The sequence below is a fragment of the Streptomyces sp. SM11 genome (assembly GCF_002910905.1).
GTDB lineage: Bacteria > Actinomycetota > Actinomycetes > Streptomycetales > Streptomycetaceae > Streptomyces.
Window position 1 is genome coordinate 21,063 of the sequence record NZ_NEUE01000238.1, and the last position, 15,305, is coordinate 36,367.

At 67.6% G+C, this 15,305-nt stretch carries 12 protein-coding genes; 3 read left to right on the forward strand and 9 right to left on the reverse strand.

Annotated features, from left to right (window positions below):
* Window positions 1-168 precede the first annotated feature (168 nt).
* The 7 genes from B9S58_RS24890 to B9S58_RS24925 all read right to left on the reverse strand — a co-directional run bounded on the left by B9S58_RS24890 (window position 169) and on the right by B9S58_RS24925 (window position 4,677).
* On the reverse strand, window positions 169-798 hold the full coding sequence (locus B9S58_RS24890; protein WP_103534296.1) for a hypothetical protein: 630 nt from the start codon (window positions 796-798) through the stop codon (window positions 169-171).
* 65 nt (window positions 799-863) lie between these two features.
* Window positions 864-1,448 (reverse strand): hypothetical protein, encoded by a 585-nt coding sequence (locus B9S58_RS40290; protein WP_374935707.1) that lies wholly within the window; start codon window positions 1,446-1,448, stop codon window positions 864-866.
* Between the two features lie 417 nt (window positions 1,449-1,865).
* Entirely contained in the window at window positions 1,866-2,453 is a 588-nt protein-coding gene (locus B9S58_RS24905; RefSeq protein ID WP_103534297.1) for an SMI1/KNR4 family protein, read from the reverse strand.
* Complete coding sequence (locus B9S58_RS24910) at window positions 2,450-3,034, reverse strand: DNA/RNA non-specific endonuclease (RefSeq protein ID WP_219818912.1); 585 nt, start codon at window positions 3,032-3,034, stop codon at window positions 2,450-2,452. Before B9S58_RS24910 ends, B9S58_RS24905 begins: the two co-directional genes overlap by 4 nt.
* Window positions 3,035-3,117: 83 nt before the next feature.
* A complete protein-coding gene (locus tag B9S58_RS24915; RefSeq protein WP_146063560.1) occupies window positions 3,118-3,606 on the reverse strand; it encodes an integrase core domain-containing protein in 489 nt (162 codons plus the stop codon).
* On the reverse strand, window positions 3,593-3,796 hold the full coding sequence (locus tag B9S58_RS24920; protein ID WP_103534300.1) for a DUF397 domain-containing protein: 204 nt from the start codon (window positions 3,794-3,796) through the stop codon (window positions 3,593-3,595). The genes B9S58_RS24915 and B9S58_RS24920 overlap by 14 nt, the downstream gene beginning before the upstream one ends.
* On the reverse strand, window positions 3,793-4,677 hold the full coding sequence (locus tag B9S58_RS24925) for a helix-turn-helix transcriptional regulator (protein WP_103534301.1): 885 nt from the start codon (window positions 4,675-4,677) through the stop codon (window positions 3,793-3,795). Before B9S58_RS24925 ends, B9S58_RS24920 begins: the two co-directional genes overlap by 4 nt.
* A 214-nt stretch (window positions 4,678-4,891) precedes the next feature.
* Between B9S58_RS24925 and B9S58_RS24930 the strand changes: the two genes are divergently transcribed.
* Complete coding sequence (locus B9S58_RS24930; RefSeq protein WP_103534302.1) at window positions 4,892-5,560, forward strand: ATP-binding protein; 669 nt, start codon at window positions 4,892-4,894, stop codon at window positions 5,558-5,560.
* Between the two features lie 256 nt (window positions 5,561-5,816).
* Window positions 5,817-6,191, forward strand: coding sequence for a type II toxin-antitoxin system VapC family toxin (locus B9S58_RS24935; RefSeq protein WP_103534303.1), 375 nt, complete (start codon window positions 5,817-5,819; stop codon window positions 6,189-6,191).
* A gap of 34 nt (window positions 6,192-6,225) precedes the next feature.
* Here the strand turns inward: B9S58_RS24935 and pglX are convergent, their stop codons facing one another.
* Together pglX and pglW are read right to left on the reverse strand one after the other, a co-directional pair.
* A complete protein-coding gene (gene pglX / locus B9S58_RS24940; protein WP_258044981.1) occupies window positions 6,226-10,017 on the reverse strand; it encodes a BREX-2 system adenine-specific DNA-methyltransferase PglX in 3,792 nt (1,263 codons plus the stop codon).
* Entirely contained in the window at window positions 10,014-14,738 is a 4,725-nt protein-coding gene (pglW, locus tag B9S58_RS24945; RefSeq protein WP_103534304.1) for a BREX system serine/threonine kinase PglW, read from the reverse strand. The genes pglX and pglW overlap by 4 nt, the downstream gene beginning before the upstream one ends.
* A gap of 373 nt (window positions 14,739-15,111) precedes the next feature.
* Here pglW and B9S58_RS24950 point away from each other — a divergent pair, with 373 nt between their 5' ends.
* Complete coding sequence (locus B9S58_RS24950) at window positions 15,112-15,297, forward strand: hypothetical protein (protein ID WP_103534305.1); 186 nt, start codon at window positions 15,112-15,114, stop codon at window positions 15,295-15,297.
* Window positions 15,298-15,305 lie beyond the last annotated feature (8 nt).

The following is a 15,305-nucleotide window of genomic DNA, read 5'->3' on the forward strand; positions in this document are numbered from 1 at the left end:
GGCGATCGGGCGTCCCGCCGCGGGCGGCTGCGCGCACGCCTGCGGGCCCGGCTCCGATCGTATCCGGCTGGGAGGGCTGTGCGGCGGGGTGGGAGGGAGGGAGGGAGGGCTGAGGAGACCGGGCCCCATGGCATTCCGCCGCCCTCTCCGCCATGCCCGCGCAGCGGGCTACGGAGCCTTGCTCGCGGGCGGAGGCGTGATGGACGGTTCGATGGTCGACCGGACGTAGATCCGCGTGGTGCCGGGTGTGAACTCGTGGGCGAAGAGGTCGACGCAGCGTTGGAGGTACTTGCCCTCCGGGGACGCGAGGCCGTCCGGGCACAGGCTGGTCATCCGCAGCCCTTGGACGAACGTCTCCGGTTCGGGAAGCCCGAGGTGATCGAAGGCGGCTGCCGGGCGGTAGCCCTTTCCCTTGGGGTGGGAGTTCGCGATCATCACGGTGCCCTTCTCGATGAGCCGGCCCGTGTACGTCACCGCTTCCTCGCTCGGAAGGACGAAGGACAGCAGACCGGTGTCGTATCGCTGCCCGACCTTGTAGCTCGCGCGCCTGTCCGAAGCACCCTCCGGAATGCGGATACCGAGCTCGCCGCTCATCCAGGTGGGCGTGGCTCCGTCCTCCCAGCAGCAGGTCATCTCCTGGTCCGTCAGGTCCGACGACACGTCGTCGGCGACGCAGGAGACCACCCCGATCGTGGCGGCGACGCAGGCGAGGAGCACCAGGACGACGACGACTGCGACCGGCGTACGACGGCGACTCACCGGCCGCTCGCCGACAGTGGGCCTGCTGGAGCTGCTCATCGGTCATTCACCGTGCTTCCTGCTGTTCACGGCCCGGGTCAGTGCGGTCACCCTCGCGCCCTGGCTCATCCGGCGCGGGCAGCGGGCCATGGCTCGGGGCCGATCCGCCCAGATCGTGGTGTTTGACGGAGCTGCTGCCCGCCATGTCGAACTCCTGGGCGATGCCGGTGGTGTGGAGGCGGGCCATCCGACCGTTTGGAATACCGATGTCCCCGCCTCCAGGAAGATCGATGGTCACTGCCTTGCAGTTCCGACACGGGGACGGCGGAGCCGTCTCGCCGCTTGAAAGTGGCGGCGATCTCCGCCTCGTCGTTGGCGTGCGACTTCTTCGAGTAGTCCAGGTGGTTGGAGATGTGCGCGAACATCTGCAGGACCGTCTTCACCTGCGAAGTCCAGACTTCGAGCGTGGTGTACAACTCGCCACCCGCGCTGAAGTTCCGGCCCTGCAACTCCGCCGCGGCCCGGGCGGTGGTCCCCGCGCCGGCCTTGTCGGCACCGGCACCCGCCACGTCGGCACGCTTCCGCAGCTCCCCGTGGACCCGGAATGCCTCGTTGCCGACCGCGCCCAGTTCGTCCCGGTGCACCACGAGGTCGCGATCGGTGCCGGACGCCGGAACACCGGGCTGGGACCCAGCGGTGTTGAGGCTCATCTGCGCCGACTGCCTGTCTCGCGCGTCGGATTGAGTGCTGCCCACTCGTCGTCGAACGTCATGGGTCCCCCGCCCCTGATCGAAGTCAACGGTTCACTCTAGCAACGGGGTTGTTGTTCGATCAAGGCCGGGTAGTTAACGTCTTCGCAGGTCACGCAAGCCAGTTGAAGGATTCGCGACGCAGAACAACGGAGCTCGTTGGTACAGGCAGTCGTCCAAGACAGCTTGTATTTGAGGAGCTCCGCGGGCGTCTGACCCCAATGCCGCTGGGGTCACTGCGCGACGTCGCAGTGCCCGCCCGGGCAAGCGGGCGGGTCACTGCGAGTCGTCAGCGGTGCGGGTGGTGCGCTCCTGCGGGGCCCGCCGCCGGCTTGCTGCTGGTACAAGCCCGGCCGCTACGACGGCTGAGCGCCGGCGCTACTCGTGCTCGAAGCGGCCATACGGCTGCAGACGCTCTCCGGCGCCACCGCGCCACTCGCCTGTCAGAGGTTCGAAGGCGATCGGCACTTCGCTATCCGTCTCGGCGATGAAAGGCATCTCCACCGTGTCCCACACGAAGGCGTGCAGGAAGTCCGTGAAGCCGCCGTCGAAGGGCGCGAAATTATCGCTGTCGCCGGGCCGCCCGATGATCGTCCAGTCGTCCGGGTCCTTCGCCGATGTCTTCCAGTACAGGACGTCACTGGCGGTGGTGTACCCCCAGGGCAGCCATCCGTCGGGCTCGGGGAACAAGGGGGACAGGGGGGCGGACCTGTCGATCTGTGCGCGCCGTCGTTCATGCGCCCGTTGCGTCGCTAGGTGGGCCGCCAGCTCCGTGTTGCTGTTCTCGACGCCCGGCACGCAGATGTAGAGGTAGTAATCGAAGCAGCCAGGGCCGAACCAGTAGACGTACTCCTTGTAGTCCGCGGGCAGGCGGGTTCCGATCTGCCTCTCCATGCGGTCCCAGTCCACGAGGTACCGGCGCGCGGCGGTCAGCCCCGCGGCGGAGGCGAGTTCTTCGATTGTCACGGTGTCAGTCCGTTCGGCGGGAGTCCACTGGCTGTGTTGAATACCGTCCACTGCTGGAAATAGCCGCGGTTGCCCATGGCATAGAGATCGATGGTATCCGGCATTGTATTGCTTCCGGCGTAGCGGGGAACGGACATGTAGAAGATGGCTTCCCCGGCGTCCAGCCGACGGCGGACGGCGCTCTCGTAAAGCTGCATATCCACGGAATTCGCCATGTTGTGCATCTTCACCAGATTGCGGCGGTCGCGGCCGTTCCCGCCGAGCTGCCGCGCCAGAAGGTGCCCGCGAGCGAAGCCGATGTCACCGTCCAGATGCTGCCAGCCGGCGGGGTTGGTGTTCGCGGTGCCACGGCCACGGGCGGTGTCGCTGCCCATGATGTCCGTCTGCTTGTCCGGGTCCGCCTTTCTTCCGCGGCCACGGAAGTCGACGCCGTCGGCTCTCAGACAGGCCGTGACCCCGGTGGCACGCTGCTGCGTGTCCAGAGGGTGGTAGTACACCCAGGACTTGCCGCTCCCGCGCATGCAGTTGCCCGACTGGTCGTTCCATCCGGCGAGATGGTTCTTGAACTCCTCCTGGAACACCGCGTCGTCCTTCAAGCCGGGGAAGTGCTTGAAGCATTTCCGGAGCTGCTTCGTGGTGAACCGCCCCGGGTTCGGTAGAGATCTCAGATTGTGGTTGTGGCCTGGGGTTTTGTGAGTTCCGTGTAGTAGTTGGTCTCGTACTCGACGGGTGGGACGTGGCCTGTCTCACCGTGCAGGCGCCGGTGGCAGTACCACTCGATCCACTCGGCGGTGGCCAGCTCGATCTGGGAGAGGGTCTTCCAGGGCCGCTGCGGCTTGATCAGCTCGGTCTTGAACAGGCCGATCGTGCTCTCCATCAGGGCGTTGTCGTACGCGTCGCCGACCGAGCCGATCGATGCCGCGATGCCGGCCACGTCCAGGTGTTCGGCCAGCTTGAAGCTGGTGTATTGGCTGCCCGCATCGCTGTGGTGTATCAACTCGCCCCGAGTATGGGGGTGTTCATCGCGGTCGCGCTGCCACAGCGCCATTTCCAGAGCGTCCAGGACGAGCTGGGTCTCCTTCGACGTCGCGGCGGTCGTTCGATCGTGGGGCTTCCTCCCTCGCGGGGCGGCCTGGGGGTCAGAGAAGGTCACTGACGAAGGTGCGCCATGCGGCGTGGCCGAAGGCGAGGATGGGGCCGGTCGGGCGCTTGCTGTCTCGGACGGGGACTAGGTGGGGGAGGTCGGGGGCTACCTCGACGCACTCGTTGTTGCCACCGCTGTACGTGCTGGTGCGCCACCTCGCGCCTATCAGGTCCGGCGTTCCGGGGTGTGCGCTGTTCATGTTCGATGCTCCTTGGCCCGTCGATGGATTGCAGCGTGGGACTCTGTCGGCGACAGCGCAGCTGTGCGTGCCGCAATGAACAGGTCTTGGTACCGGGACACATCCGCCTCCCTCTCCATCCACATGGAGCCGGACGGGTTGTCCACCAACACCACATCGAGCGCCCCATCTTCGGGAAAGCCCAACAGTACGTACGGGCCGAACATACTCGCATGGGCCCCACGAGAGAACGGCAGCACCTGGATGGTCACGTTGGGAAGCTCAGAACTGGCCAGCAGGTGCGTCAGCTGCGTATTCATGACGTTCGGGCCACCCACCTGCTGAAGCAGTACGGCCTCCGAGACCACGGCCCACAGCTGCAATGGGTCGTCGGAGAGGAGGCGTTCCTGCCGAGCGAGGCGCACCTGCACGAACTTCTCGATCTCGTCCGCCGACTGCCACTGCCGCGAGGCCACGGTGACGGCACGGATGTACTCCGGAGTCTGGAGCAGCCCGGGCACCAGTTGGGCTTGGAATGTTCGGATCGATTCAGCCATGGCCTCCAACGCGATGTAGTCGCGATAGGTGTCAGCAAGTACATCGCCGTACTGGTTCCACCAGCCCTCCCGGCGTCTGCGGTTGGCCTTGCGAGCCAGTGAGGTGAGGCGCTCGCGCACCTCGTCGTCCGAGACCTCGTAGGCGAGGAGCATCGCGGTCAGGTCAGGGAGACGGACGGCGACGCGTCCGTTTTCGATGCGGCTGATCTTCCCCTTGGTGCAGTCGAGGGCGTCGGCCGCCTGGGCGGTTGTGAGTGCTGCGGCCTCCCGCAACCGGCGCAGCTCATCCCCGAGTTGGCGTCCGAGAACGGTCGAGGGGCTTGTTGTGGTGCTCTTCGGTTGCATGGAGCTACCTCTACCGCAGCGGACACCCGGGGTGGGCCCCTGTTACTCGAATGGGTGAAAAATGACGCTACATCTATTGGCAACGTTGCAGTTTCGCGTGATGCGCGCCCATTCTGCCTGTGTTGGCAACGATCCCTGGGGCGGATGGTGGACGTTCGCATGGGGCTCCGACCGGTACGAACCTCTGGGAGTGGCCGTGGGTGAAGCGTGTGAAGTGAAGTTCAGGCTGGTACGCAGCCGCAGCAGCGTTTCGAGGGCGCGGGCAGCCTTACGCGCCAAGCTCGGCGAGTGGCGTGCAGATCAAACGGTTACCGCAGATGCCGAGTTGGTTCTGTCCGAGCTGGTGACCAACGCGTTGAGGGTCAAGGTGCCCGGAGACCGGGTGATCGGCGTACGCATCGAGTGCAGGCAGCGCGGTGGGTTGTTGCGGCTGGAGGTGAGCGACGCGGGGGAGGGGCGGCCGGTGGTACGGCAGCCCAAGGGCCTGGACACGGCCGGGCGTGGGCTCCTGATCGTGGAGGCACTGGCTCATCGCTGGGGCGTGTGCGAGCGGCAGGCCGGCATCGGGAAGACGGTGTGGGCTGAGCTTCTGGCCCCGGGCATCGTTCCCGCGAAAGGGGAGGAGGAGGTCGCGGCGGTGACCGTACGGGTGGGCCAGAGCGTACGAGACGGAGAAGTCTGGCGAAGGGTCCGCAGCGTACGGAGCGAGCGGTACGCGTCCGGTGGGCTCTTCTTCGTCGTCGGCCTGGAGGACGGTCCGGCCTTGCGGCTGCAAGCCGGAGACGTGGTGACCGTGCGGGCGGCCGGAGCGCATGGAGTGGACGATCCCCGAACCTCCGAGGCCCGACCCCGGCTCACGGTGGGCCCGGTGAGCGCGCCGTGAGGTGGCTGTGGGAGAGGTTCAGGCAGCGTCGGCGTTCCGTGGAGACTGCCGGACCCCGGTTCACCGGCACGCTGGTGCAGGTGATCGGAGGCCGCGCCGTCGTGGTCGGTGGGGCGGGTCAACGCGTGCCAACGTCGCCACCGGCACGGTTCCTGATGGTCCGGGACGGGCGAGGTTCGCTGCGGGGACGTGTCCGCATCTCGGCAACCTTTGACGACCCTCGTGTCAGCATCGCAGAAGCATTCGGGGTGCGTTGATGAGGCTTCTGCTCGATACCCGTGTCGTGTTGTGGTGGATGGCGGACGCCCCGCACCTGCCTGCGCGCATCAAGGACCTGATCGACACCGAACCGGCAGTTCATGTCAGTGCGGTGTCGCCCTGGGAGGTCACCATCAAGCAGTTCCTCGGTGAGGTCGAAGGGCCGGGCGACCTCGCCGAACAGGTTCGGGACCTGCGTTTCCCGAGTATCCCCGTCACCGCTGCACACGGCGTGCGGGCGGGTCGGCTGCCGATACTGCACACAGACCCCTTCGACCGGATAGTGGTCGCACAGGCGCAGGCCGAGGGGCTGGCCGTGGTCACCCGGAACATCTATATCCCGCAGTACGACGTACAGACCGTGCAGGTCTGACCACTTGTACGTCGCACCTCGGGAATCGGCTACGTCAGCGGCTGGCCGCACGCCTCCCGCGCGTGGCCGGGGCGGGGCGCCAGGTGCGCAGATCCTCGTCGGTCAGGCCGCGATCGCCCTGCTGGGTAGCACGGTAACCGGCGAAGAAGGCGGCAGGGCTGCTGCCGTACAGCGGGTCGAACTCGTTGTGCCACTGGTCGAGCCAGGGCTGGAGTTCCAGCACACCCGCGAGGAGTGGCGTCATCTCTTCCGTGGACAACTCGTGCTCGTTGGTGAAGTACGTCGTCAGCGCCTGGGCCTGCTCGCGGTGGTCCCATCCCATCCAGCCAAACAGCTCTGGGGTGCCGGAGATCGGGCCGGTGGCGTACGAGATGAACCGCTCCTTCGGCACGTCCAGCTTGCCGCGCGCCCGCCAGTAGGACGGCTTGAGGAAGTCGGCCGAGGTGTATTTGGACGGTACGGGGATCGAGTCCCGGATCTTCCGCTTGGCCGGCTCGTCCGGGGCGGCGTCCTCCAGCCGCTGGAGATCCCACACGTGCTCCCACTCGGCGCGCTTCTTCAGGCCGGAGGGCTTGTAGCGCATGGCGGCGAGGAAGGGCACGTGCTCCTCGGAGAGGAGGTCGGCGACGACGGTCGCCAGCTCCTTGCGGGGGGCGTACAACTCGGCTACGGACACGAAGTCCTCATCGAGGGAGAGCGCGGAGGTGAGCTGGGTGCGGGTGAGGACGGTCGGCTGGCCGTCCTGGAACCACAGGTCACGGTTCTCGATCCTGTCGAGCAACCAGGACTTGAGGGCCCGTTCCTGAAGAACGTCCCAGCCTTCGGTCGCCCAGCGCCGTTTGTACTCGGGGCGCTCGATCATGCCGATGGCCCGGGAGGTCTCGATGACGTCGATGCGCTTCTGAACGACGGCCTTGTAGGCGTCGGACCAGTGGTCGGGCATCTCGGTGATGGGGGTGGAATCGTGCCGCTTAAACCACTCGCCGGACGCCTCGCCCTTTGCGACCCGCCGCGCGAGGACGATCTCGAAGGCGCGCTCACCGAGGGCAAGTTCGGGGACCTCGGGTTCTGGGGCGCGCAGGTCTTCGGAGTGCAGCTTGTAGAGGGAGTAGACCTGCCAGTCCAGCTCCTCTTGCAGGGCGATCATCTGAGTTTGCAGAGAGTGCCAATTAGCTCGAGCTGCGCCCATATCATCGAAAGATGTGGATCGAATTAGTACATCGGGGCTAGCGGATGCGGAATCCCTAGCAAGCGCGTCGAGGTTAACTCCAACAGTCGGATACGAGTCGGGGATTGGGAATTCTTCGAGCTTGTTTCCTGTGAACTCGAACCGATGCTCCCACAACTCGTCCGAGATCCCTCCGCCAACTCCCCCGTTCCCCTTCGATTGGCTTACTTGTTTCATCCAGAAGCAGGCGGTTGAGCTATTCAGTAGGCCGATTAGCTTCAGATGCTCCTCCTCGCTCGCCTCTTCTTTTAGTTTTATCACTGGCGCGTGACGGTTGAAAATTTTACCGCCCCGATCGAGCGCAAAATGATTATGTGTTGTCACGAACGCGAAGGTGATGGACAGCGGAGTGCTGTAGGCGGAGGGAGTGTATTGCATGTAGTCCCACCAGTTTAGGCCTGCAGCAGCCATGTCGCCTTGAAAGGTTCTGCGTGTTTCGAGAACGCGACGGGTCGGCCACAGCTCCTTGAGCAGCGCTTCTTTGTTGGCATGCTCGGTGTACGGGGAAATGATCGATTCTTGGGGTTTGGTTTGCCAGTTCCTCACCGCCTCGCCTGTCATGAAGGGAACGGGGCCACCGAGACTAGTTGAGATGCGATTCGCTAGGTGGGCGGGGCGCAGGTAGGCGCCATCGGCACCGACTCTGACTGCTCGGCCAATTGGAGGAACGATTGCCGTTCGGAGGCGCTGGGACCTGGCGGCGTCCATCTTCTCTACCATCTCAAGTCCTCCGTTGGTGAGGATCCATGGATGCCGAGAGAAGTACCTTTCGCGTTCGAGGTCGTCTACAGAGACCCACTGGCTGGTTGTTCCAGGGTTATCGATCTGGTCGACAATTGCCGTCCATACGAGACCATCCTCGCCGTGATCTGGTGCTTTCGGTTCGCCCTGGATGCTGCGTACCGCGCGGACTCTGACTTGACGTTCGGTTCCTGCTCTACGTCGACCGACGAGAATGACGGTAGGTGTTCCGTGCTCTGGAATGTAGGCGCCGGAAGTGTCGATAACCTCTGTGAGTTCAACCTTGTGGGCAAAATAATCAGTGATTAGCGAGGTGCCGAAGTCGCGTTTCATGAACGAATTTGAGGTGATCTGTCCCACCATTCCGTACCCGCGAGTGTCCCTGCCCGGCGCTTTCGCGAGCTGAAAAAATCTTTCGGCGAATGGGACAGAGAGTGCATATGTCCCCTCGCATGATGCGTACAAGCTCCGATACAAAACATTCAGCTTCTTATCCTTCACCGTGATATAGGGGGGATTCCCCACCACCACGTCATACCTCCCCCGCTCCAAAATCCCCGGATAGTCATCCAGGTCCTCCGTCGCATAGGAGAAGTCCACCAGCCGCTTACCGGTGTCCGGATTAAAGAGATCGATCTCCTGCTGTCGGTCCTCGATCAACGAGTCGCCCACCGCCAAGTGCACCGGCCAGTCGTACCGCCCCGCCTCCGCCAGCGTCCGCACATTCGCCGCCGCCATCGCCGCCAGCAGCAGCCGGAACCGGGCGATGGCCACCGCGAACGGGTTGATGTCCACCCCGTGCACGGAGTTCAGCGCGTCCCGCACCCGCTCGTGCACATCCCGGCCCGGCTGCCGTTCCGCCCACAGCTTCACCATCCGCCGGAACGCGCCCAGCACGAAGTGACCCGACCCGCACGTCGGGTCGATCATCTTCAGCTCGCCGAACCGGCCGCCCAGCTCCCGCACCACCGGGCTCATCGTCCGGTCGAGGATGAACTCCTCCACGAACTCCGGCGTCTGGAGCAGCGCGTACGTCTTCCGCGCCGCCTCCGACAGGTCCTGGTACAGGTCCCCCAGGAAGCGGGTGTCCCAGCCCTCCGTGCCGTCCTCGTTCAGCGGGTCCGTGAAGTCGTGGACCAGTGGCGGAAGAGCGCCCTCCGTACCGGTGGAGTCGGCCGCACCGGCCGCCCCCGCGTCACCGGCCGCGCGCTCCCGCCAGAACTCCACGAGCGCACGGGCCCCGTCGTGCGAGATCGGGATCTGGTAGAGCGGGTTGCGCTCCCGGTCGAACAGGAGCCTGCCGGCCTGGCCCTCGCCCAGTTCCGCGAACGCCCTCTCCAGCCAGCCCCGGTACGTGGGGTTCTCGATCGCCTCGTCCTCCACGTACTGGGCGAACCGGGCCTCCGCCAGGTCGCGGCGCTCCGCGTCCGGACCCGTGATGTACGGCTCCGGGACGAGCCGGTTGTCCTCGCAGAACCGGACGAAGACCGTGCCCAGCACCCACGCCACCGCCACCTGCGTGACCCGCTCGCCCAGCCACGCGCTCCAGGTCGCAGCCGTGCGCCCCAACTTCCGGGCCTCCTCGTGCTCCGCCCGCAGCCGGCCCGCGACAGCCTCCGCGTTCCGTACGGCCTCCGCGCGCTCGGGGGGAAGCTCCGCGACGCGCTCCTCCAGCCAGGTGTCCCACCTCGGGGCCTGGGAGGGAACGGCGAAGGTCGCGCACGCCTTCCCGTGCTCCGTACGCAGCGGCTTGAGGACCTTGTCGCCCTCCGCCACCTGCTGGTCGAGATCGTTCTCGACCGCCTTCACCTGCTTGATCAGGTCGGTCAGCAGTGCCTTGCCCTCGCGGTCGATCACTTCTGCACGTCTCCCGTTGTCGCGTTCGCGTTCACTGCCGACGTACTCCGTACGCCGCCGCCCTCTTGTTCGTCGCCGCGGTGGACGTTCAGCGCCCAGCCGTCCGGCAGCGGGATCCACTCGCCCAGCCCCGCCTGGTGCGGGACCGCCGTCCGTCCCAGCCGGGGTGGCCGCGCCGGATCGCTCTGCGGGCACAGCAGCCACAGTCCGGCCCGGCCGTCCCGCGCCTGCTCCGCCAGCCGGTCGAGCACGCCCATCGCGTCGTAGCGCGCGAGCACCCCTGCATCCGTGAGGAGGACGGGGGACTGGAAGCCCGCCACGGACAGCAGCTCGCCCACGCGCGGCTCGACCGCCGCCCACGCGGTGCGTGCGTACTCCGCGAACTTCATCGCGCCCTTCGAACCCGGCGGAGCCACGTCCGCGCGCAGGATCGTCTCCCAGGTCGGTTTGGGGCGGGCGTCGACCAGGTCGTGCAGGGCATCCAGGAACAGTTCGGTCACCGAAACGGGCCGGGCACCGAAGCGGTCGCTCGTCAACTCCCGTACGGCATCCCGTGTGAGTGCCGTACGTACGGTCAACACGCGGAAGCCGTCCCGCCTCGCCGATGCCAGCAGACGTTCCTCGGCCGCCCAGGCACCTGCGTTCTCCGCGTCGTCTGAGTAGCGCCGCGCGGAGATGGTGGCGGTCGCCTGGCGGCGGCCCTCCGAGGAGAGGAAGCTGGAGGCGATATCGGACCGACGAGGCAGGTAGCGCAGGGTGCCGGTGCTCTGGCGGGTGGACAGCACCAGCTCGAAGCCGGCGTCGCGCAGCGCCTTGGTCAGCCGACCGCCGCTCAGCAGCGTCCGTTCCCCCCGCTCGTTGAGCAGCTCCGGGAAACGAGCCCGGACCCGCTCCTGGACCTCGGAGGGAGGCAGGCCCGGCTGGTCGGCGTCCGGCACACCCGGAATCCAGCGGACCAGCCCCGCCTGGGTCAGACGCAGCGCCCGCACCAGGGGCAGATCGCGCGGGTAGACCTCCAGCCGGGGCGTCGCTCCCGCGTTCCGGGACGCGGCCGCCGCGACGACGACCAGCCGGCGTTCGTCCCACTCGACCGTCTCGCTCGGCGGGGGGACCGCCGTCAGCTCCGTGAGGACGGTCGTCGCGGTCGGCAGGGTGTCCAGCTTCGCCAGCCGGTCCGCGACCCGCCCCAGCTGCTGCGCGTAGTAGAGGAGTCCGGGTGCGGACGGTGTCCGGGGCGCGTCGTTCTCGCCGACCTCCAGAGCCAGCAGGCCCGCGCCCATCGCCTCGTCGGCCGCGTCCCGGTTCGGGGCGTGCCGGAACTCGCTCTCCTGCGGCAGGAGTTGCTCGGCCTCCACCACCGCGCGGACCGCCGCCAGGGCCAGCGCGCGGCGCTGCTCGCGTTCCAGCAGCGTGGTGCCCCGGCGGACCGCCAGGGCGTCCGCGACCTCCGCCGCCGATGCCAGCCGGCCCGAGGTGTGCAGAAGCTCCAGGATCTCCGCGCGCAGCGCCCGTACCGTGGGATGCCTCTTCCACCGGGTGCGCTGCGTCTTCAGCATCTGCGGGATGCGGCCCGCCGACAGGCCCAGCGCCTCCGCGACGTCCTTCTGCTTCGGCCAGACGCCGACCTCGGACGGCAGCTCGCCACGCTCGTTCGGCAGCCGCAGCAGCAGCCGGACCATCTCGCACTCGTTGCGGTTCGAGCCGTCCTTCTTCAGCTCCGGTACGAAGATCGTGGCCAGGGCGTCCAGGCTGACTCCGCGCAGCGCGCGCTGCGGCAGTGAATCGGAGTCCGTCGCCCCGGCGTTGGCCAGCTCGCCCGCCACGGCCTCCTCGGCCGCCGAAAGCTCGGCCCTCGCCTCCTTGCGGCCCTGCGGGGTGAGCGGGGCAGCCGGTAGTTCGGCAAGACGCCGACGCCACTCCTTGATCCGGCCCAGCACCTCCCGGCGGGTCTTGGCTCCGAGCCCCGGTGCGTTCACCAACTGCCGCTGGCTGTAGTCCAGCAGCTCACCGACCGTGTTCACCTTCAGCCCGTACACGAAGGACACCGCCGCCGGGCCGAGGCCCGACGCCGAGACGGCCGTGGTGCGGTCCGCCTGCGCGGCCTGCCGGTCACGCAGCCGCTCCGCACTGTCCTCCTCGGCGTCCGCGATCCCCGCCTCGGGCGTACGGGGACGGGCCGACACCTGTTCATCGGCGTCCGGGACGGTCCGGGAGCGGCGGGTGGAGGGCTTGGCCTCGTCCATCGCCAGGAAGGTCTTCTTCCAGGCGTCCCGCATCGGCTTGAGATCGCGGAAGCGCTGCGAGGCGTCGCGGTGGAGTGCCGTACGGAAGAAGGCGACCAGTCCGTCCTTGACCGCCGGGTCGAACGCGTCTCCCGCGATGGTCGGGTACGGCTCCCGCTTCGGGTCGGTCTGCCGGGCGGACACCTTGCCGTCGCCCCACAGCGGCAGCTCGCGCGATGCCATCTCGTGGAGCGTCACCGCCAGGGCGTACCGCTCGGCGTGCGCGTCGTACACCGAGCGATCGGTGAGCGTACCGATGAACGGGTCGAGATAGCCGTCCGTGCCCGCACCTGTCTCGTGCACCGGATAGCCGGCGAGCGAGAAGTCGATCAGCACCAGCTCGCGGGTACGGTTCGGGCGGATCCGGATCGCGATGTTGTCCGGCTTGATGTCCCGGTGCCAGACTCCCTCGCCCTCCAGGAAGTCCACCGCCCCGAAGAGATAGTCCCCGTACGCCTCCAGCTGGTCCACCGACAGACGGCCGGAGTCGCGCAGCTGACGGGCCACGGTCTCCTCGCGGCGCCTGGCCCGGGTCGAGCCCGGCGCGGCGGCGGTGTCCGGGTCGGCGGCCCGCTCGTCGCCCACGTACTCCATGACCAGCACCGTGCGGTGGGCGATGCGCTGAGGCTCCGGCTCGACGAGACGGATGATCCGTGAGTCGGCGCGCAGCCGCCCCATGACCTCGGCCTCGCGCACCAGCACCTCGGCGCGGCTGTCGGACAGCGCCACCTTCAGGACGGCCAGCGATTTGGAGAACCGCACCTCCGGCCCGGCAAGCAGGTCCCGCACCAGGAAGGCGCGGCTCGTCGACCCCGTACCCAGCCGGCGCCGGACCTCCCAGCGCCCCGCCAGCACGTCGCCCGCCACCGCGTCCAGCGGGTCCTTCTCCGGTACGGGGGCCAGCGGCGCGGCGGCCGGGGGGGCTGGTACAACCGGATCGGCGGATACGGGCTCGGTGAGGTCCTCCTCGACGACCTCCAGCATCTCCAGAAACTCGTCCACCGACGACAGCCGGGTATCCACCTCGTACGCGGTGGCAGCCTGCACCAGCTCGTCGATGTACCCCGACAGGCCGTCCACGACCGCGCTGGGACGCAGTCCCTCGCCCGCCTCGAACCGGGCCAGCAGCTCGGCCTGGCTGGCGGCCGGGGCCCTGAGCGTGGCCAGCAGGTAGGTCAGCACGCCCAGCCCGTACACGTCCAGGCCGACAGGATCGGGCTTCAGCGCGGTCAGCTCAGGCGCCAGATAGGGGTCCGCGCCCTCGGCGAGGTGCGCGCCCGCACGGGAGAGTGTCGTGGGCGCAAGACGGTCACCGCCGCCGGGGCCACCCTGCTCGGAGCCGCGCTGGACGGCGATCTGCCAGTCGGAGATCTGCAGGAACGGGCTGAGCCACCCCGCGTCCTCGCCGTCCGAGCCGTTCGCGCCCCGGGGGCGCGGCATCAGATGAATCGCGCGTGCCGCGAGACTGCGGTGGTAGATCCGTCGGCCGTGCGCCGAACGCACCGTCTCGGCGAGCTGGCGTACCAGTGCCATGCGGCTCAGGATGTCCAGCTTGGCTCCGTGCTGGAGCAGATACTCGTCCAGCCGCAGAGTTCGCGGGTCGTAGTCGAAGATCAGCGCGGGGCCCGCGGAGTGCCCGGACGGGTCGTACTGCTTCAGCTGCACGACTCCCGGGTGCCGGAAACGCCGCAGCACCGCGGCCTCCCGCCGTGCCGCGTTCTCCACCGAGGCACGCAGGCCGGCGTCCGAGCCGCGTTCCCGCAGATACACCCGCACCCGCGCTGCCTCTGGCAGATCGGTGTGCTTGGCCAGGTAGTCGGCCCAGGTGGGACCGGAATCGAAGGACTTGCGGTTCAGGAGGTAGGGGCCGACCTTGTACTCGGCGTCGCTGGGGGCGATGCCGATCTTCTTCAGCGCCCCGGCCACGGCACGCGAACGCACCGCGTCGATCCGGCGCTGGTCGTAGGCCGGAGGCTCCTTCAGCATCACGACGAGCTGCGGGACGGTGTGGACGCCGTGCCGGTCATGGGCCGGGAGACGGTTCCTCAGCGCGGAGTCGGTGAAGCACACCGCCTCCGAGACCCAGACCCGTACGCCCTGGCTCTCCAGCAGTCCCGCCAGCTCCTTGGCCTTCCGGTTCGCCAGGTGCAGGGGGTTGCCGTGCGAGACCGCCCGGCCGCCGGGCCGGGTCTGCAACCACGAGCCGTTGCGGGACTCGACCGAGCCGTGCCAGTCCTTCAGCTCGATGAGGTGCACACCACCCGGAGCGATGACCAGGAGGTCCACCTCGCGGACGTGACCGGTGTTGGCGGTGAAGGTGAAGTTCGACCAGGCCCGCCAGGGATCGTTGTCCGGCAACTCGGCGCGGATGGCCTCCAGGCCCCGCCGCTCGTGCGGGAACTCGGATTCCGTGACCGTTTCCCAGCGGCCTTCCCGCATACGCCGTCCCCGCTCCGCTTCCGTGGTGTCCGGGGATTCGCGGCGTCCTGTTCGCTTCAGCCACGGAGAAATCCCCCGACCGATCGTATCGGCTGGGCGCGATTGCCTGCGCCTGTCGCGGGGGCTTCGGAATCTCGTGGGCGGTGCTTCGCCGGACACCGGGGAACGTCGAGTGGCGGTATCGCGGTGATGCTTCGTGACGGGCGTGGAGCCTGAGGCAGAATCATGACCCATGATTCGTTCCCCAACGGACTGCTGTGTCTCTCCGAACGGACTGCTGCATGCGGTACGGTGGTGAGGTAGCTGGCTGAGGGGCACGCCTTCACGTCTGCTTTGTGGTCATTCAGTGATGTCTGGATCAACGGGAGGGCAGATGGAGGAGCGGAAGGCCCGGGCGAAGTCCGCCGTGGCGCTGGGGATGATCTGTGCGCTGACGGCCGCGTTCTGGCAGTTGGCCCGTACCGGCAGCGTGGACCAGGGGCTGGAGGCCGGTGGGATGGTGTTCGTCGCCGTGGTCAGCCTGGCCTTCATCGTCCTGACCTACGTGGGGTCCGACTGAGCACCGAC

What these genes read in the sequence shown, in the direction of transcription:
- B9S58_RS24890 (WP_103534296.1), bottom strand. Translation starts at nt 798, where the DNA reads ATGAGCAGCTCCAGCAGGCCCACTGTCGGCGAGCGGCCGGTGAGTCGC.
- B9S58_RS40290 (WP_374935707.1), bottom strand. Translation starts at nt 1,448, where the DNA reads ATGAGCCTCAACACCGCTGGGTCCCAGCCCGGTGTTCCGGCGTCCGGC.
- B9S58_RS24920 (WP_103534300.1), bottom strand. Translation starts at nt 3,796, where the DNA reads ATGAACAGCGCACACCCCGGAACGCCGGACCTGATAGGCGCGAGGTGG.
- B9S58_RS24925 (WP_103534301.1), bottom strand. Translation starts at nt 4,677, where the DNA reads ATGCAACCGAAGAGCACCACAACAAGCCCCTCGACCGTTCTCGGACGC.
- B9S58_RS24935 (WP_103534303.1), top strand. Translation starts at nt 5,817, where the DNA reads ATGAGGCTTCTGCTCGATACCCGTGTCGTGTTGTGGTGGATGGCGGAC.
- pglW (WP_103534304.1), bottom strand. Translation starts at nt 14,738, where the DNA reads ATGCGGGAAGGCCGCTGGGAAACGGTCACGGAATCCGAGTTCCCGCAC.
- B9S58_RS24950 (WP_103534305.1), top strand. Translation starts at nt 15,112, where the DNA reads ATGGAGGAGCGGAAGGCCCGGGCGAAGTCCGCCGTGGCGCTGGGGATG.